Below are 17,877 nucleotides of genomic sequence, written 5' to 3' on the forward strand. Positions count from 1 at the left end.
CACGGGTTCAGCTCTCATGCGCGAAGATGGTCCGGTGAGTTTCTGGCCCGCGCCCCACATCGACCATGCCGTCCACGCGACCGTCACCCTGCCCGGGTCCAAATCGATCACCAACCGGGCATTGATTCTGGCCGCGCTCGCCGACCGCCCCTCGACGATCTCCGGCGCCCTGCGCAGCCGGGACACCGAGCTGATGATCGCCGGCTTGCGCGCGATGGGCGCCGAAATCACCGGTGACGGCGACACCCTCGCCGTCACCCCGCCGGCGCAACTGCACAACGCCACCGTCGATTGCGGACTGGCCGGCACCGTGATGCGGTTCCTGCCGCCGGTGGCCGCGCTGGCGCATGGCGATGTCGCGTTCTTCGGCGACGAGCAGGCGCGGCTGCGTCCGCTGCACACGATCCTCGACGCGCTACGCAGCCTCGGCGTCGACATCGACGGCAACACCCTGCCGTTCGTCGTGCACGGCGCCGGGGCGCTGCGCGGCGGGCCGGTCACCATCGACGCGTCCGGTTCCTCGCAGTTCGTCTCCGGGCTGCTGTTGTCGGCGGCGCATTTCGAGACCGGGATCATCGTGCACCACGAGGGCGCACCGCTGCCCTCCATGCCGCATATCGAGATGACGGTGCACATGCTGCGGCAGGCCGGGGTCCGGGTGGAGGCGCCGGCCGATCCGCGCAAGGAACAGGTCTGGACCGTCGAACCCGGGCCGATCCACGCCGTCGACTGGGAGGTCGAGCCGGATCTGTCCAACGCCACGCCGTTCCTGGCCGCGGCGGCGGTGACCGGCGGCGAGGTGACGATTCCGCATTGGCCGCAGCTGACCACCCAGGCCGGAGACGTGATCCGCGAAATCCTGGTCCGGATGGGTGCCGAGGCGCGGCGCTACGACGGCAAGCTCACCGTGCGTGGCCCGCAGTCCCTCGCCGGCATCGATATCGACCTGCACGATGTGGGCGAGCTGACGCCGACCGTGGCCGCACTCGCCGCACTGGCCGACTCTCCGTCGCGGCTGCGCGGCATCGCCCATCTACGCGGGCACGAAACCGATCGGCTGGCCGCGCTGACCACCGAGATCAACCGCCTCGGCGGCAATGTCACCGAAACCGAGGACGGGCTGAGCATCGAGCCGACCCCGCTGAAGGGCGGCCGGTGGCATTCCTACGCCGATCACCGAATGGCCACGGCGGGAGCGATTCTCGGCCTGCGCGTGCCCGGGGTGAGCATCGAGGACATCGGCACCACCGCCAAGACGCTGCCCGAATTCGTCACCCTGTGGGACTCGATGCTGGCGGGCGCCGGCGCCTTATCGGGTGAGGGAGCGGCCCACTGAGGCGCCGGGAGTACGACGAATCCGATGTCCGGGTCCGCCCGGGCAGGGGTTCGCGTCCCCGTACCAAGACCCGGCCGGAACATCGAGATGCGGTGTCGGCCATGGTTGTTTCGGTGGATCGGGGACGGTGGGGGTGCGTGCTCGGCGACGATCCGGATCGCCGCGTGGTCGCGATGCGGGCGCGGGAACTGGGCCGCACGCCGATCGTGGTCGGCGATCGGGTGGACGTGGTCGGCGACCTGTCCGGCCGGCCCGACACGCTGGCGCGGATCGTGCGCGTCGCCGATCGCCGAACGGTGTTGCGCCGCACCGCCGATGACACCGATCCCTTCGAACGGATCGTGGTGTCCAACGCCGAACAGTTGTTCATCGTCGTGGCGCTGGCCGATCCGCCGCCCCGCACCGGCTTCGTCGAACGCGCCATGGTGGCCGCGTATGCCGGTGGGCTGCAACCGATTCTATGCCTGACCAAACACGATCTGGCCGCCGATTCCGAATTCGCCGCCGAATTCGCCGATCTGGATCTGACCATCGTCTACGGCGGGCGTGACGATCCACTGGAACCCGTTCGAGAACTCCTTCGGAATTCGCTGACCTGCCTGCTCGGCCACTCCGGCGTCGGCAAGTCGACGCTGGTGAATCGCCTTGTCCCCGAAGCGGAACGAGCCGTGGGCACCGTCTCCGGCGTCGGCAAGGGTCGCCACACCTCCACTCAGTCGGTGGCCCTGCCGCTGGACGGCGGCGGCTGGGTCATCGACACCCCCGGCATCCGTTCCTTCGGCCTCGCCCACATCTCCCCCGACGACGTGATCGCCGCCTTCCCCGACCTGTCCGAGGCCATCGAGGACTGCCCCCGCGGCTGCACCCACCTCGGTCCGCCCGCCGACCCGGAATGCGCGCTGGACGAAATGCCGGGCAAGGAGCGGCGGGTGGCGGCGATCCGGCTGTTGCTGACCGCGCTGAATTCCAACGATCCCTGGGCAGTCGGCGGCAGCTGAACCCTCTTGTTCTGCGCGCGGGCATGTGGCGGCGGAATGCGATACTTGACATTGCACGAGACGTCCCGACAAGGAGGGAGGGCTGATGAGCGCGGAGCCGCTGCCTGCCTGGGTCGTCCCGCCGCCCGGCGGTTATACCGCCGATGACCTGGACAAGCTGCCCGACCTGCCCCCGCACACCGAGCTGATCGATGGGAGTCTCGTCTTCGTGAGCCCGCAGATGAGATTCCATGCACTGGTAATCGATCTGCTCGTATCCGCGCTGCGATCCTCAGCGCCCTCCGCCCTTCGGGTTCGCCGGGAAATGACGGTGACACTGGGCCCTCGGCAACGCCCGGAGCCGGACCTTATCGTCGTCCACGAATCGGCGGATCGTGGGGCCGATCAGACCACCTATCTGCCCGAGGATGTCGTCCTGGCGGTCGAAGTCGTTTCGCCGGATTCGATTGTGCGCGACCGCGAACGCAAACCGCAGTTGTATGCGCGCGCCGGAATCCCCCATTTCTGGCGTGTGGAAAATGACGACGGTCGCGCGGTGGTCTATAGCTACGAACTGGACCCGGCCACCGGCCAATACACTCCCACCGGCATCCACCACGATCGCCTCGCACTGTCGGTGCCGTTCGAGCTGGACATCGACCTTACCGAGTATCAGCGGATGTGATCAGTCCGCGCGTTCCGGGCGCGGAGTCGCCGCCAGGGTCGCCTGCCCGAGCCATTGCGGTACCTGCCGCCGAATCGACGCCGGGCCTACGATCTCGGTCGTTTCGTCCCGGAGCGCCGCTGCCCAGGTCCGGTCGCCGCGCCAGATCTCGGTGAGCTGCCGCAGCGTGCTACGCACGGTGGCCGCGACCTCGAAACCAGGGTCGTAGTCGCAGATCGCCGCCGTACCCCGCTCGACCAACAGCCACCAGTGCGCCTCCTTGCCGGGTACGTCGGTGAACTCGACCGCCAGGACCGTCCGTTCATCGGGCCACGCCCGGACCGGTATCGTGCGGCGGATATCCCACAGCAACAGGTGCGGATCCAGATCCCGGTCGCCGAGATCGCCGATCCAGCGCACCCCCCACGTTCCGAGCGCCTGTACGACGGTCGACAGTTCCCGTCCGGCCTCGGTCAGGATGTAGGCGGCGCGTCCATCCGCACCGATCTCGCGACGCAGCACCCCCGACCGCTCCAGCGAGCGTAGACGCCGCGACAGTAGCGCGGGCGACATCTTCGGATTGCCCCGCCGCAACTCGTTGAAATGCGTACTGCCCAAGAGTAATTCGCGCACGACCAGCAACGTCCACCGCTCGTCGAGGACGTCCATTGCCTTGGCGATCGGGCAGAACTCCCCGTAGCCGGACACACCACCAGTAGACCACTCGGCGCGCCCCGGGTACAGATGTTGAACTGGCCGGTCCTACCGCGGCCGCCGGATGCTTGTGATATGACAGCTATCCACCACACCCAGCAATCACCCATCGACCTCACCGAACGCACACACGCACTCTGGGCCCTCGGCGACTATCCCCGGGTCGCGGAGACCGTTATCCCCGGCCTGGGCCGGCGCCTGGTTCGAGCCTGCGATATCGGTCCCGGCCGGCGAGTGCTCGACATCGCCGCCGGAGCGGGGAATGCGGCCATTCCGGCGGCCGAAACCGGCGCGGACGTCATCGCCAGTGACCTGACGCCGGAAATGTTCGAGGCGGGCCGGGCCGCCGCGGCCGCCCGCGGTGTCCGCCTCACCTGGCAGACCGCCGACGCCCAGGCACTGCCGTACGACGACGGCCGATTCGACGTCGCCATGTCCTGCGTCGGCATCATGTTCGCCCCGTCGCATCGGGCAGCCGCCGACGAACTGCTCCGAGTGACCGCACCGAACGCGACGATCGGGCTGATCAACTGGACGCCGGAGGGATTCATCGGCGAAATGTTCGCCATCACGAAACGGTTCGCGCCGCCACCGCCGCCCGGCGCACAATCGCCGCTGCTCTGGGGCACCGCCGACCACGTGCGGGAACTGTTCGCCGACCGCGTCACCGACCTGCACATGCAGCGCGAATTCGCGACGGTGGAGTGTTTCGCCGATGGGGACCGGTTCCGTGACTTCTTCAAAACGAACTACGGTCCCACGGTCGCCGTGTACAAAGCCCTGGCCGGCGACCCGGACCGCACTGCCGAACTGGACCGCGCCCTCGCCGACCTGGCCGCTCGCCACGATCTCGGCGGCGGGCGGATGCGCTGGGAGTATCTCCTGGTCACCGGCAGGCGGGCGTGATCACCGTTCCGTTTCGCCGCGCGGGCGGCCGGATATTCGACGGAGCCACCCGGCTGTGTGCGAACCGGCCTTCGACGAAGCCGACCGTATGCGCCGGATTAGCCGTTCGCCCACCTGCTCATTCCCGTTGTTGAGAAGTCACAGCCCGTGATGCGTGCCGTCAAGGACTGGGCGGAGGACAACATGGATCAGGTCCACGCGGCCCGCGAGCGCTACGAACAGCACTCCGAAGCCGCCCTGTAGACGCTCACGCACTCCCTCGGAGGCGCGTTGCGGTGTCGGCCAGGCCACTTGGGTTCACCCATGGCGTCGCCGAGGACGCATCCGCCCCTTCACGAAAGCGGCCGGCCCACCTGATCGGTGAACCGGCCGCCTCATTCGCCGAAATTACCGGCGGCGCTTGGACTTCGGAGGCTTGGACTGCCTGGCCCGGTCACGTTCCGCTTCACGGCGCTCCCGGCGGGTCATGCCGGTCGAGGGGGTGTCGCCGTATTCCTGAGCGGCACTGCGGACTTCGGCGTGGCCGCCCTCGTCCGGACCGGAGAAGCTGAGGCCGCGCGGGCCGGATTCGTCGATTCCCTTGGCGCGCAGGGCCGCCGGGGCGTTGTCGGCGGCGCCGTTGCCCTGGGGTACGGCGGGGGCCGGATGCATCGCACCGACCGGGGACCGCAGGCCGGGGTCTACCGCAGGCTGCGGTTCGGGAGCCTGCTGAACCTCCACCTGGAGGTTGAACAGGAAGCCGACCGACTCCTCCTTCAGGCCCTCGAGCATGGCGGAGAACATGTCGAAACCCTCGCGCTGGTATTCGACGAGCGGATCGCGCTGCGCCATCGCGCGCAGGCCGATGCCCTCCTTGAGGTAGTCCATCTCGTAGAGATGTTCGCGCCACTTGCGGTCCAGGACCGACAGCAGCACCTGGCGCTCCAGGTTGCGCATACTGCCCGGGCCGGCCAGATCGTCGATCTCCTTCTCACGCCGCGCGTAGGCATCGTGGGCGTCCTCGAGAATGGCGTCGAGCAGTTCCTCGCGGGTCAGCTCGCCGATCTCACCGTCTACGGTTTCACCGGTCAGATCCTGGTATTCGATGCCCACCGGGTACAGCGTCTTGAGCGCCGTCCACAGCTTGGCCAGATCCCAGTCCTCGACGTAGCCCTCGGCGGTGGCACCGTTGACGTAGGCGGTGATCACGTCGGTGATCATCGACTGAACCTGGCCCTCCATATCCTCGCCGGCCAGGATGCGCTGGCGCTCGGCGTAGATGACGGTGCGCTGCTGGTTCATCACCTCGTCGTACTTCAGAACGTTCTTGCGGATTTCGAAGTTCTGCTGTTCGACCTGGGTCTGGGCGCTCTTGATCGCACGCGAGACCATCTTGGCCTCGATCGGCACGTCGTCGGGCAGGTTGAGCCGGGTCATGATCGACTCCAGGGCCGCACCGTTGAAGCGGCGCATCAACTCGTCGCCGAGCGAGAGGTAGAAGCGCGATTCACCCGGGTCGCCCTGGCGGCCGGCACGACCGCGCAACTGGTTGTCGATACGCCGCGACTCGTGCCGCTCGGTGCCCAGCACATAGAGGCCGCCGGCGTCGCGCACCAGATCGGCGTCGTCTTCGACCTGCCGCTTGACCTGCTCCAGCGCGGGCAGCCAGTTGGCCTCGTACTCGTCCGGCGTCTCGACCGGATCCAGGCCCTGCCGGCGCAGCAGCGTATCGGTGATGATGTCGGGGTTACCGCCGAGCACGATGTCGGTACCACGACCGGCCATATTCGTCGCCACGGTGACCGCGCCCGGGCGGCCGGCCTCGGCGATGATCTGCGCTTCCTGTTCGTGGAACTTCGCGTTCAGCACGTTGTGCGGAATTCCGCGCTTGGTGAGCAACTTCGACAGGTACTCCGACCGCTCCACCGAGGTGGTACCGATCAGCACCGGCTGGTTCTTCTCGTGCCGCTCGGCGATGTCGTCGGCGACCGCGGCGAATTTCGATTCCTCGGTCTTGTAGATCAGGTCCGCCTGATCCATGCGGATCATCGGCTTGTTGGTGGGGATCGGCACCACACCGAGACCGTAGGTCTGGTGGAGCTCGGCCGCCTCGGTTTCGGCGGTACCGGTCATACCGGACAATTTGCCGTACAGGCGGAAATAGTTCTGCAGCGTGATGGTGGCCAGCGTCTGATTTTCCGGCTGGATCTCCACGCCCTCTTTGGCCTCGATGGCCTGGTGCATGCCCTCGTTGTAGCGACGGCCGACCAGAATGCGGCCGGTGAATTCGTCGACGATGATGACCTCGCCGTTGCGGACGATGTAATCCTTGTCGCGAACGTAGAGTTCCTTGGCCTTGATCGCGTTGTTCAGATAGCTGACCAGCGGCGAGTTGGCGGCCTCGTACAGATTGTCGATACCGAGCTGGTCCTCGACGAATTCGACACCGGCCTCGTGCACGCCGATAGTGCGCTTTTTGATGTCGACCTCGTAGTGCACATCCTTCTTGAGAAGCGGTGCAATACGGGCGAATTCGGCATACCACTTACTCGACGCATCGGCCGGGCCGGAAATGATCAGCGGCGTCCGGGCCTCGTCGATCAGAATCGAGTCGACCTCGTCGACCACGGCGAAGTTGTGCCCGCGCTGGACCAGATCGTCCAGCGAATGGGTCATGTTGTCGCGCAGATAATCGAAGCCGAATTCGTTGTTCGTGCCGTAGGTGATGTCGGCGTTGTAGGCCGCTCGCCGCTCGGCGGGGCTCATCCCGGACAGGATCGCGCCGACCTGCAGGCCGAGGAAACGGTGCACGCGGCCCATCCATTCGGAGTCACGACGGGCCAGGTAGTCGTTGGTGGTGACGATGTGGACACCGTCGCCGCTGATCGCGTTGAGATAGGCGGGCAGCACCGAGGTGAGCGTCTTACCTTCACCGGTTTTCATCTCGGCGACATTGCCGATGTGCAGGGCCGCGCCACCCATCACCTGCACCTTGTAATGCTTCTGATTCAGCACGCGCCAGGAGGCCTCGCGAGCGGCGGCGAAAGCCTCGAGCAGCAACTCGTCCAGGGATTCGCCGTCGACGTAACGCTGTTTGAATTCGTCGGTTTTGGCTCGCAGTTCGGCGTCGGTGAGATCGGCGTACTCGTCGTCCAGACTGAGAACTTCGTCGGCCAGATGCGCGAGCCGCTTGACGGTGCGACCCTCACCAAAACGTAGCAACCTCGTCAGTGTCAGCGCAGGCACGGGTCTCGTCAGTCCTCTGGTCGATGTTGTCGTCTTGCAGTGCTACATCCTCGGCACACCGCACTACTCGCGGCATACCGAAGCCCCCGCCACATCGTATGGGCGAAATTCCCGGCGCGCGGATAAGCGGCATCGTCCATGGTAATGCGGCCTCCATCGTAGGCGCCGCCGTGTCAGAACATCCACGGACAGCGGTGGCCCAGCGGCGCCCGGCAGTGATCGATCACACTTCGGCACGACACGCGGCCGCGATCACCGCATGCGCAGGGCACTCACTCGCCACCGTCCGCGGCGCAGAACCAAACGCGCGGCGACGGCGAAACGGCGCTGCCCCCGCTCGTATCCGCCGCACACCTCCGCAGCGCTCGCGGTGACCTCGGCGAGCTTCACGGTCACGAGCACCGCCGTACCGAGACGGCGCTCCGCGGCGGCGGTGCGGGCGAGCGTTTCGACGGCGGCCAGCACGGTCGGCTCCACCACCGGACGCAACTGCCCCAGCGGACGCCGCCCGTCGACGACCTCGAGTACCAGCCGCAGCGACCGCTCCGCAAAATACGCTGCGGCCGAACCACTGTCGTTGCCGCCGGAGATTTCGGACGACACCGGCACACCGGCGCCGGAGCCCGGCGAGCGGCCGTCGTGCGCGGACCGGCGCGGCGTCCGCAGTCGCGGCACAGCGTGCTCGGCCGTCCCCCGATCGAGCGGCTTACCAGCAGTTAGATCACCGGAACTCCTCGGATTACCGGAACTCCTCGGATCCAACGGCGGTTCGAATACCGGCGCGCGGCGGGCGCGGCGGGTGTATACCGGGCTTGCAGAAGACTCGAGCATTCGACACTCCCCCTGGGTCGGCATGCTTGGGCACGGATCGAACCAGCATGCCATGCCCGGCGTCGGCGACGGCGGAATTCCGACGCCGACGCGACAAGTCCCACACAGTCACGCGCAGATGGTTTGTGTCACTCCACAATGGAGAGCGGCAACGGAGAGGAGCTCGGACAGCGTGATCACGAGACTGACGCCGCAGGACGCGTCGTTCTTCCGGCTCGAGTCGAGTAGCAATCCCATGCACATCGGCTCTCTCGCGATCGTGCGCGTCGCCCCCGAGGACCCCGGCGACGGTTCGGCGTGCGTGGACTACCAGACGCTGCTGGACCTGGTCGACAGCCGGTTGTCGATGGTGCCGCGCTACCGCCGCAAGGTCCGCGAGGTCCCGTTCAAAGTAGGGCGCCCGGTCTGGGTCGAGGACAGCCGCTTCGACCTCACCTATCACGTGCGGCGATCGGCGCTGCCGGCTCCGGGCTCCGACGAGCAGCTCTACGAACTGGTCGGGCGGCTGTCGTCGCGACCGCTCGACCCGAGCCGGCCGCTGTGGGAGATGTACCTGATCGAAGGCCTGTCCGAGGACCGCTGCGCGATCTTCACCAAAACCCATTCGGCGCTGGTAGACGGTGAGACCGCGCTCGAGATCGGCCACGTCATCCTGGACTCGGGGCCCTCGCCGCGGGTGGTCGCACCCGATACCTGGGTGGCCCACCGCGAACCCAGCGACATGGAACTGCTGGGTATGTCGCTGGCCGAAATGGCGACCCAGCCCGCGACGGCGTGGGAAGTCGTCCGCGATGCCGGCGCCAACGCGTCGGCGGTGCTGGCGGCCGCGGGCAAGGCGGTCGACGCTGCGGTCAATCGGGTGCGCGCGGCCGGGCGGACGGCGCCCGACAGCCCCTTCAACACCTCGATCTCGCGGTGCCGCCGGTTCGATATCGCACGGACCGACCTCGAGGACTATCGCCTCATTCGACGACACTTCGGCTGTTCCATCAACGACGCCATCCTGGCCGTGGTGACCGGCGCGCTGCGGATATTCCTGCAATCACGCGGTGAGGTGCTGGTCGGATCGGCGGTGCTGCGAGCGGTGGTGCCGATGTCGGTCTACGTCGACGGGCCGCCCGACGACACCGTGCGCCCGTCCAGCGAGGTCTCCTCGTTCCTGATCGATCTGCCGGTGGGAGAGCAGAATCCGGTGATGCGGCTGTCGCACATCTCGCATGCCACGGCCGAGAATTCCCGGCATCGGCGTGGCGTGCGGGCGCGCACCCTGGTTCACTTGGCCGGCTTCGCCCCGGCCAGCCTGCACGCGATGAGTGTGCGGGCGGCGAGTACGTTCGCAGAACACACATTCAACTTGGTGATCACCAACGCCCCGGGTCCGCAGCGGCCGATGTACATCGGCGGCGCACGGATGCTGGAGATGTATCCGGTATCGCCGTTGCTGCGCAATCAGGCGTCGAGCATCGGAATCACGTCCTACGACGGACGTGTGTTCTACGGTCTCAATGCCGACCGCGAGGCGATGGCCGATATCGCCGTACTGGCGGCGGCGGTGCGCGAATCCATGGAGGAGATGCTCGGTGCCTGCGTCTGATCAGGGCAAGCTACGCGTCTATGTCCCGGCCACCATCGCCATGCTCCGAGAGTTGGTGGCGCAGCGCGAAATTCGCGCGGTGAACGACACCGCCTTCGCGGTCACCCCCGCGTTGCGCGAGGCCTACGCCTCCGGCGACGACGAGGAACTGTCCGAGGTGGCGATGGGCGAGGCGGCGCGCGCATCGCTGCGGCTGCTCGCCGAGGAACGCGAATCCGCCCTGCTGCATGCCGAAGACGGCGATGCCGAATCGGCGGCCGATGCCGATCCGGACGCCGCCGAAGACGCCGGATCGTCGTATTCGGCGCCCGTCTACCGCCGTGCCGTCATCGCCGCCGATGTGACGGGCACGACCCTGCGCTCCGATCTCGACGATGCGGTGGTCCGGCTGTCCGGACCGATCACCTACAAGCGCATCGCCTCGGTGCACGTCGACCTGGCCGAGGCCGAACCGCAGGTCGCGAAGGCCGTCGACGTCATCGACGCGGCCGATCTGGGCGATCCGGACGCGGAATTCGTGCTGGGCGACGCGGAGGATCACCAACTGGCTTGGTACGCGGCACAGGAGTTGCCGTTCCTGCTCGACCTCCTCTGATCCGCCCGCTAACCTACGATGCCGTAACCTTGGCTCGAAGGGTGCGCCGCAGGCGCGTGATCACAGGAAATGAGCATTCGCACGATGGTGTCGAAATCGGTACAAGGCCTGCGGGCATGGCTCGAGGCCCCGGTCGCCGACGCGAAGATGGCCGGGCGGACCCGCCTGGACGCGCTGCGCGGCGCGGCCGCCCGCATCACTACCCCGCTGCTGCCCGACGATTATCTGCATCTGGTGAATCCGCTGTGGTCGGCGCGGGAACTGCGCGGACGGATCGTCGAGGTCCGCAAGGAGACCGCCGATTCGGTGACCCTGGTGATCAAGCCGGGCTGGGGTTTCGATTTCACCTTCACCCCCGGTCAGTACATCGGCATCGGAGTCCTGGTCGACGGACGCTGGCACTGGCGGTCGTATTCGCTGACCTGCCCGCCGGACTGGACCCATCCGGACAACCGCGCCGAACGGGTGATCTCGATCGCGGTGAAGGCGATGCCGGAGGGCTTCCTGTCCAGCCACCTGGTCAACGGCGTGCCGCAGGGCACGGTGGTGCGCCTGGCCGCGCCACAGGGCGGGTTCGTCCTGCCGGAGCCGCCGCCGGCGAAGGTGTTGTTCATCACCGCGGGCAGCGGCATCACCCCGGTGATGGCCATGCTGCGGACCATGGACCGCCGCGCGGCCGACCGCACCGACGGCGACGCGATGGACGACATCGTGCACATCCATTCCGCCCGGACCGCCGAGGACGTCATGTTCGGCGCGGAACTGCGGGCGCTGCACGCCAAGCATCCTGGCTTTACCGCCCATGTCCACCTCACCGGTGAGCAGGGCAAATTCGATCTGGCCGATCTCGACAGCCGGTTCCCGGACTGGCGTGAGCGCGAAACCTGGGCCTGCGGTCCGGCCGGCCTGCTCAACGATGTCGAGAAGCATTGGGCCGCAGCGGGTATCAGCGACAAGCTGCATGTCGAGCGGTTCGAGGTGGAGCGTTCGGCGGTCGGCGAGGGCGGCACGGTGACCTTCGCCCGCACCGATCGAAGCACCGAGGTCGACGGCGCCACCAGCCTGCTCGAGGCCGGTGAGGCCGCGGGCGTGCAGATGCCGTTCGGCTGCCGGATGGGTATCTGCCAGACCTGCGTGGTCACCCTGACCGACGGGCACGTGCGCGACCTGCGCAACGGCGCCGAACACCAGGCCGGGGAGAAGGTGCAGACCTGCATCTCGGCCGCGGCCGGCGACTGCACCCTGGACGTGTGAGTCGCGTTCCGGTGGTGTTCACCCGTTCGCCCCGCAGCGGCGCGAGCGATCACCATCGGTTACCGATACTCTGAAGAGGACAAGACCGAGACCTCCCACCGAAGCGCGGCGGAGCGATTTCACCGAAGCGCGGCGGAGGCATTCCATCGAAGCGCAGCGGAGGCAATCCGATACCGGCCCGCCGACGCGATGCGGAGGCATTCATTCGAAACCGCCGGAGCGAAGCGGAGGCATTGCAGGACCGTGGCCATCACCGACATCAAGGCGTATTCGCATCTGACGGCTGCCGATATCGACACACTGGGGCAGGAACTCGACACCATCCGCCGTACGGTCGAGCAATCGCTGGGTGAGCGCGACGCCGCCTACATCCGGCGCACCATCCGGACCCAGCGCACACTCGAGGCCGCGGGCCGGGCGGTCCTGCTCGCCGGCCGCAACAAATGGGCCTGGGTCGCCGGCACCGCGATGTTGTCGGTGGCCAAGATCATCGAGAACATGGAACTCGGGCACAACATCAGCCACGGGCAATGGGACTGGATGAACGACCCGGAGATCCACTCCACCAGCTGGGAGTGGGACATGACCGGCACCTCCGGGCAGTGGAAACGGGCGCACAACTTCTCGCACCACACCTACACCAACATCGTCGGCATGGACGACGACGTGGGCTTCGGCATCCTGCGCATGACCCGCGACGAAGAGTGGAAGCCGATCAATCTCGCCCAGCCGGTGGCGAATCTGATCCTGGCCGCGCTCTTCGAATGGGGTATCGCCCTGCACGATCTGAAAATCGAGAAACTGCAGACCGGAGTTCCCCGCAGCGAACTGCTGTCCGAACCCAACCGGCAGTTCCTGCGGAAGGCCGGCCGCCAGGTCGCCAAGGACTTCGTGGTCTTTCCGCTGCTGAGTGGTCCGGGCTGGAAGGCGACACTGAAGGCCAACGCGACGGCCAACCTGATCCGCAATCTGTGGGCGTACGCGGTGATCTTCTGTGGGCATTTCCCGGACGGCGCCGAGAAATTCACCCAGGAGCAGTTCGCGGACGAATCCCGGGCGGAATGGTATCTGCGGCAGATGCTGGGCAGCGCCAACTTCCGGGCCGGGCCGGCGATGGCGTTCATGAGCGGCAATCTGTGCTACCAGATCGAGCACCATCTCTTTCCGGACATTCCGAGCAATCGGTATCCGCAGATCGCCGAGCAGGTCCGTCAGCTCTGCGACAAATACGACCTGCCGTACACCACGGGATCGCTGGGCAGACAATACGCGTTGGCGTTCCGCACGATTCACAAACTGGCGCTGCCCGATCGATTCCTCCGCCGTACCGCCGACGACGCCCCGGAGACGTCGTCGGAACGCAAATTCTCGCTGCTGACCCGTTCGTTGACGGCCGGTGCCGAGGAGCCACTGTTCGGTGTCGACCCGCTCACCGGGCGGCGGCAGGGATTGCGGTCGGCACTGGTCGAAGCCAAGGCCGCACTGCGCGAGAAGGCGCGGCAGGAAAAGGCGGCGCTGCGCGAAGCCAAGCTCGCTCTGCAGCAAAAAGCTCGGGCCGAGAAGCAGATACTCCGGCGCCGCGGACTGCGAGGACGCGCGACCGTTCGCGTCCGGTTGCGGCAAAAACGGAGGCGACTAACCTAAGCCATGTCGGCTACGATCACAATGCGGTATACGCCACAGCTGTGATCGATCCAGAGACAACCTACGGGACCGTAACCTACGGTAGTGTAACCAGCATGGCGATCTCGGATGTCAAGGAATACGCCCACCTCACTCCAGAGGATGTGGAAGCGATCGGCGCGGAGCTGGATGCGATCCGTCGCGAAATCGAGGCCTCCCGAGGCGAGAACGACGCCCGCTACATCCGTAACGTGATCCGTTTGCAGCGCGCCCTGGAAATCGGGGGTCGCGCCACGCTGTTCGCCAGTTTCCTACCGCCGGCCTGGCTGGCCGGCACGGCGATGTTGTCGGCCGCCAAGATCATCGAGAACATGGAGATCGGCCACAACGTCATGCACGGCCAGTGGGACTGGATGAACGATCCGGAAATCCACTCCTCCAACTGGGAGTGGGACAACGCCGGGCCGTCGGAACACTGGAAGATCACGCACAACTACCTGCACCACAAGTACACCAACGTGCTGGGTATGGATGACGACATCGGCTACGGCCTGCTGCGCGTGACGCGCGATCAGCGGTGGACGCCGTTCTATCTCGGACAGCCGATCTACAACCTGCTGCTGCAGATGTTCTTCGAATACGGTGTGGCCATCCAGCATTTGGAGCTGGGCAAGGTCGCGAAGAAGAAGTGGCCGGCCGATTCGCCGGAACGCCGGCAATTCGAGCAGGACCGCAAGGTCGTGCTGAAGAAGGTCGGCAAGCAGGCGGCCAAGGATTATCTGATCTTCCCGCTGCTGACCGGACCGGCCTTCCTGTCCACGCTGACGGCCAATATCACCGCCAATATCGTCCGCAATGTGTGGACCAACGCGGTGATCTTCTGCGGCCACTTCCCCGACGGCGCGGAGAAGTTCACCAAGGGCGATGTGGACAACGAAACGCAGGGCGAGTGGTACCTGCGCCAGATGCTGGGCAGCGCCAATATCACCGGCGGCGCGGTCATGCATTTCATGACCGGCAACCTCTCCCATCAGATCGAGCACCACCTGTTCCCGGACCTGCCGAGCAACCGGCTGCGGGCCATCTCGGTGCGCGTGCGGGAATTGTGCGACAAATACGATCTGCCCTACACCAGCGGCTCGCTGCCGGTGCAGTATGCGAAATCGTGGCGCACCATCATCAAGCTGTCGGTGCCCAACAAATATTTGCGCCGTGGTACCGACGACGCTCCGGAGACCAAGTCCGAGCGCGCATTCGGCGGCATCGGCACGGTCGACCCGGTAACCGGGCGCCGGCGCGGATTGCGCACCGCGCTGAGGGAAGGCAAGCGCCGGGTGGCGGAACGTCGGCAGACGGTCGGCTCGGCCGCCTGAGCAATCACCGAACAGAAGGGGCTCTCCGGATTCGATCTCCGGGGAGCCCCTTTCGTCTGCCGGCGTCCGGGCCTGATTGACTGAACCGGTGTCAACGCAAGAATCCAGCATCTACGACGTGATCCGGCGGCGCCGCGATGTTCGTGCCGAATTCACCGGCGATCTCGTCGACGATGCGACCCTGCTCCGAATCCTCGACGCGGCCCATCGCGCACCCAGCGTCGGCAATTCGCAGCCGTGGGATTTCGTCGTCGTGCGTGACCCGGCGACATTGGCGCGCTTCGCCGCACACGTCGCCGAGAAGCGCATCGAATTCCGCGATTGCCTGCCACCGGAGCGGGCCCGCACTTTCGAGCCGATCAAGATCGAGGGCATCACCGAGAGCGGCACCGGGATAGTCGTCACCCACGACGACAGTCGCGGCGGACCGCAGATCCTCGGTCGCGCGACGGTTCCCGAAACCGGTTTGTACTCTACGGTTCTCGCGATCCAGAACCTATGGCTGGCCGCGACCGCCGAAGGGGTGGGCGTCGGCTGGGTGAGCTTCTACGACGCACCGTTGCTCACCGAATTGATCGAGCTGCCCGCCGGCATTCGTCCCGTCGCGTGGCTGTGCATCGGCCCCGTGCACGAATTCCAGCACACGCCGGATCTGGAACGGTTCGGCTGGCGCGACCGGCGTCCCCTCGACGACGCGATCCACTGGGAGCGGTACTAGCGCCCCGCCTACACCCGTTCGAGGACGGCATCTGCGCCGTGGCCCTCCCGCGGCGCAGATGCCCAGCAGCGCAGCGCTCTTCCCGCTGAGCGCCAGCTCGTTGGCCATGGTCGTCACCATGCCGGCACCGGTGGCGCCGAAGGGATTACTGGTGGAATCGCTGCCGCCGGCGACCATGATGTCGTATTCCCCGCGTTCGATGGCGGCCGCCGCCGCGGTCACGGCCTGCAGTCCGGAGGCGCACGCCCGGGGTCACCGTGTAGCCCTCGCAACTGTGGTCGAGGCCTCGATCCAGAGCGATCTCCCGCGCGACGTTGGGCGCCGCACTCGGCAGGATCACCCCGCCCCACACCATCGCCCGCACCTGACGAACGGCCGGGGCGTCTCGGCCCCGGCCGTCCAGCTCCCGAAAACTCGTTAGGTCAGCCTGATCAGCCCGTAGTCGAAGGCGTGGCGCCGATAGACCACCGACGGTCGGTCGGTCTCGCGGTCGTGGAAGAGGAAGAAATCGTGGCCGACGAGTTCCATCTGATACAGCGCGTCGTCCACCGACATCGGAGTGGCGGAATGGACCTTGGTGCGCACGATATGCCCCGGCCCGGCGTACTCGCTCGATTCGGTGTCGGCGCGGTCGGCCGACTCGAATCCGTCGGCGCCGGCGGGAAGGGTGTCCTCGGCCAGCGCGGCTGTCGCCTCGGCGACCGATACCGGTGTCTTCTCGCCGTAGTGCACCCGGCGGCGATCCTTGCTGCGCCGCAATCGGGCCTCGAGTTTGACCACCGCGGATTCCAGTGCGCCGTAGAAACTGTCGGCACAGGCTTCGGCCCGGACCACCGGGCCCTTGCCGCGCACGGTGATCTCGACACGTTGACAGTTCTTGCGCTGGCGGCGGTTTCGTTCATGGAACAGCTCGACATCGAAGAGGTATATCGACGGGTCGAACCGTTCGAGACGGGAGAGTCGGTCCGCGACGTGAATGCGGAAATGATCGGGTACCTCGACGTTACGTCCCTTGACCACGACGTCCGCATCGGGCGTCCGGGGCACATCCGAAATAGTCTGTTCGGCTCCGTTCAGTTCACCGGAACCCAACTGGGTGCCCGTACCGGTCGAGGGATCTGCTTCTTTCACTGAAGGTCGTGAAGTCGTCACGCGTACCTCCCGGATCTGGCCGCACAACCGATTCATGTGCGGCGGGTTAGCAACCGCACCGAGCCGACCGGAGAGAGGTTGCGCGGGATTCGGAAAGGGCTTGCAACCTGCCACCCGTGGCCCGCCACTCATGCCGGAATGCTCGGTACGAAGTCGTCCGAGTAGCCACCTCCAAACTCTGGGTTCGGGTGTCAGATCGCTCTGTCAGCAACGCTATTACGCCAACGATCCGTCCGCCACTGTTCACGCAAATTTCTCCCACTCACGCGGCGCATGTCACCATCACGGCACGCACGTTCAGCCCGGCCAGCGCCAGAACCCGCACCGATTCGGCCGCGGTCGCGCCCGTGGTGAGAACATCGTCTACCAGCACGATGTCGGCAGCCGCGAGTGTCCGCAGGACCGACGTCGCGCCGATGCGGCCGACGATCCGGCCCGCCAGATTGTCCCGGCGCGCTCGCGCGCTCAGTCCGACGGAGTCCCGTACCTCACCGCGTGTCCACAGCACGGGTGCGAGATGGCAATCGGACAGCCAACCGGTCGCGACGCGCGCCGTCCGCAGGACCGGATCGCCTCCACGGCGCCGGGCCGCGACCCGGCGGCTGGGCGCCGGAACCAGAATCAGCGGGCGGCCGGGAGCACGCAGCAGGCCGATACCGCGGGCCAGAGCCCGGCCCAGCGGTGCGATCAGATCCCGGCGGCCCGATTCCTTGGCCGCCACCACGGCGCGCCGCGCCGGACCCGCGTATCCACTCAACGCCCAGCACGGCACCCCCGGGTCGGTGCGCGGCCATACCCGCATCGGCTGCGCGCTCAGTGTCGCGGCACATTCCCCGCACCATCCGATTCCGGCCGATCCACATCCCCCGCAGTACTGCGGCAGGACCAAATCCAGCAGCGTCCGCATCGGCCCAG

At 66.7% G+C, this 17,877-nt stretch carries 15 protein-coding genes and 1 pseudogene; 10 read left to right on the forward strand and 6 right to left on the reverse strand.

Going from position 1 to position 17,877, the window contains the following annotated elements; all coding sequences use genetic code 11:
• Positions 1 to 16 precede the first annotated feature (16 nt).
• The 3 genes from aroA to C5E41_RS14755 all read left to right on the forward strand — a co-directional run bounded on the left by aroA (position 17) and on the right by C5E41_RS14755 (position 2,998).
• A complete protein-coding gene (gene aroA, locus C5E41_RS14745; protein WP_104376406.1) occupies positions 17 to 1,336 on the forward strand; it encodes a 3-phosphoshikimate 1-carboxyvinyltransferase in 1,320 nt (439 codons plus the stop codon).
• Positions 1,333 to 2,334 carry a ribosome small subunit-dependent GTPase A gene (rsgA, locus tag C5E41_RS14750; RefSeq protein ID WP_104376407.1) on the forward strand — a complete coding sequence of 334 codons (1,002 nt, stop codon included), beginning with the start codon at positions 1,333 to 1,335 and terminating at the stop codon, positions 2,332 to 2,334. The genes aroA and rsgA overlap by 4 nt, the downstream gene beginning before the upstream one ends.
• An 85-nt stretch (positions 2,335 to 2,419) precedes the next feature.
• Positions 2,420 to 2,998 carry a Uma2 family endonuclease gene (locus tag C5E41_RS14755; protein WP_104376408.1) on the forward strand — a complete coding sequence of 193 codons (579 nt, stop codon included), beginning with the start codon at positions 2,420 to 2,422 and terminating at the stop codon, positions 2,996 to 2,998.
• Here C5E41_RS14755 and C5E41_RS14760 read toward each other — a convergent pair whose 3' ends face one another.
• Positions 2,999 to 3,685: a winged helix-turn-helix transcriptional regulator gene (locus tag C5E41_RS14760; protein WP_104376409.1), complete on the reverse strand. Its 687-nt coding sequence runs from the start codon at positions 3,683 to 3,685 to the stop codon at positions 2,999 to 3,001.
• 81 nt (positions 3,686 to 3,766) lie between these two features.
• Here C5E41_RS14760 and C5E41_RS14765 point away from each other — a divergent pair, with 81 nt between their 5' ends.
• Positions 3,767 to 4,597, forward strand: a complete 831-nt coding sequence (locus C5E41_RS14765) for a class I SAM-dependent methyltransferase (protein WP_104376410.1) — start codon at positions 3,767 to 3,769, stop codon at positions 4,595 to 4,597.
• A gap of 387 nt (positions 4,598 to 4,984) precedes the next feature.
• Here the strand turns inward: C5E41_RS14765 and secA are convergent, their stop codons facing one another.
• Both secA and C5E41_RS14775 read right to left on the reverse strand, forming a co-directional pair.
• Entirely contained in the window at positions 4,985 to 7,822 is a 2,838-nt protein-coding gene (secA, locus tag C5E41_RS14770) for a preprotein translocase subunit SecA (protein ID WP_104376411.1), read from the reverse strand.
• Between the two features lie 252 nt (positions 7,823 to 8,074).
• A complete protein-coding gene (locus C5E41_RS14775) occupies positions 8,075 to 8,653 on the reverse strand; it encodes an Rv3235 family protein (RefSeq protein WP_146097561.1) in 579 nt (192 codons plus the stop codon).
• A gap of 172 nt (positions 8,654 to 8,825) precedes the next feature.
• On the opposite strand from C5E41_RS14775, the gene C5E41_RS14780 reads away from it, so the two are divergent.
• The 6 genes from C5E41_RS14780 (at position 8,826) to bluB (ending at position 15,810) form a co-directional block, all read left to right on the forward strand.
• Positions 8,826 to 10,247 carry a WS/DGAT/MGAT family O-acyltransferase gene (locus C5E41_RS14780; protein WP_104376413.1) on the forward strand — a complete coding sequence of 474 codons (1,422 nt, stop codon included), beginning with the start codon at positions 8,826 to 8,828 and terminating at the stop codon, positions 10,245 to 10,247.
• A 40-nt stretch (positions 10,248 to 10,287) separates the two neighbouring features.
• Positions 10,288 to 10,842, forward strand: a complete 555-nt coding sequence (locus tag C5E41_RS14785; RefSeq protein WP_104376414.1) for a DUF6912 family protein — start codon at positions 10,288 to 10,290, stop codon at positions 10,840 to 10,842.
• An 84-nt stretch (positions 10,843 to 10,926) separates the two neighbouring features.
• Positions 10,927 to 12,096 (forward strand): ferredoxin reductase, encoded by a 1,170-nt coding sequence (locus C5E41_RS14790; RefSeq protein ID WP_104376486.1) that lies wholly within the window; start codon positions 10,927 to 10,929, stop codon positions 12,094 to 12,096.
• Between the two features lie 243 nt (positions 12,097 to 12,339).
• Positions 12,340 to 13,740, forward strand: a complete 1,401-nt coding sequence (locus C5E41_RS14795; protein WP_104376415.1) for a fatty acid desaturase family protein — start codon at positions 12,340 to 12,342, stop codon at positions 13,738 to 13,740.
• 95 nt (positions 13,741 to 13,835) lie between these two features.
• On the forward strand, positions 13,836 to 15,092 hold the full coding sequence (locus C5E41_RS14800) for a fatty acid desaturase family protein (RefSeq protein ID WP_104376416.1): 1,257 nt from the start codon (positions 13,836 to 13,838) through the stop codon (positions 15,090 to 15,092).
• An 88-nt stretch (positions 15,093 to 15,180) separates the two neighbouring features.
• Positions 15,181 to 15,810 (forward strand): 5,6-dimethylbenzimidazole synthase, encoded by a 630-nt coding sequence (gene bluB, locus C5E41_RS14805; RefSeq protein WP_104376417.1) that lies wholly within the window; start codon positions 15,181 to 15,183, stop codon positions 15,808 to 15,810.
• A gap of 144 nt (positions 15,811 to 15,954) precedes the next feature.
• Here bluB and C5E41_RS14810 read toward each other — a convergent pair.
• The 3 genes and pseudogenes from C5E41_RS14810 to C5E41_RS14820 form a co-directional block, all read right to left on the reverse strand.
• Positions 15,955 to 16,213: pseudogene (locus tag C5E41_RS14810) on the reverse strand (beta-ketoacyl synthase N-terminal-like domain-containing protein); the annotation flags it as partial.
• 14 nt (positions 16,214 to 16,227) lie between these two features.
• The gene (gene hpf, locus C5E41_RS14815) at positions 16,228 to 16,962 is read right to left on the reverse strand and encodes a ribosome hibernation-promoting factor, HPF/YfiA family (protein ID WP_258080979.1); all 735 of its coding nucleotides are present in this window, start codon (positions 16,960 to 16,962) and stop codon (positions 16,228 to 16,230) included.
• A gap of 262 nt (positions 16,963 to 17,224) precedes the next feature.
• A complete protein-coding gene (locus C5E41_RS14820; protein ID WP_181063250.1) occupies positions 17,225 to 17,869 on the reverse strand; it encodes a ComF family protein in 645 nt (214 codons plus the stop codon).
• Positions 17,870 to 17,877 lie beyond the last annotated feature (8 nt).

Source organism: Nocardia nova (genome assembly GCF_002933465.1).
Taxonomy (GTDB): Bacteria; Actinomycetota; Actinomycetes; order Mycobacteriales; family Mycobacteriaceae; genus Nocardia; species Nocardia nova_B.

Excerpts from the sequence above, each read along its gene's own strand:
- aroA (WP_104376406.1), top strand. The coding sequence starts at position 17 with ATGCGCGAAGATGGTCCGGTGAGTTTCTGGCCCGCGCCCCACATCGAC.
- C5E41_RS14755 (WP_104376408.1), top strand. The coding sequence starts at position 2,420 with ATGAGCGCGGAGCCGCTGCCTGCCTGGGTCGTCCCGCCGCCCGGCGGT.
- C5E41_RS14765 (WP_104376410.1), top strand. The coding sequence starts at position 3,767 with ATGACAGCTATCCACCACACCCAGCAATCACCCATCGACCTCACCGAA.
- C5E41_RS14775 (WP_146097561.1), bottom strand. The coding sequence starts at position 8,653 with ATGCTCGAGTCTTCTGCAAGCCCGGTATACACCCGCCGCGCCCGCCGC.
- C5E41_RS14785 (WP_104376414.1), top strand. The coding sequence starts at position 10,288 with ATGCTCCGAGAGTTGGTGGCGCAGCGCGAAATTCGCGCGGTGAACGAC.
- C5E41_RS14790 (WP_104376486.1), top strand. The coding sequence starts at position 10,927 with ATGGTGTCGAAATCGGTACAAGGCCTGCGGGCATGGCTCGAGGCCCCG.
- C5E41_RS14800 (WP_104376416.1), top strand. The coding sequence starts at position 13,836 with ATGGCGATCTCGGATGTCAAGGAATACGCCCACCTCACTCCAGAGGAT.
- C5E41_RS14820 (WP_181063250.1), bottom strand. The coding sequence starts at position 17,869 with ATGCGGACGCTGCTGGATTTGGTCCTGCCGCAGTACTGCGGGGGATGT.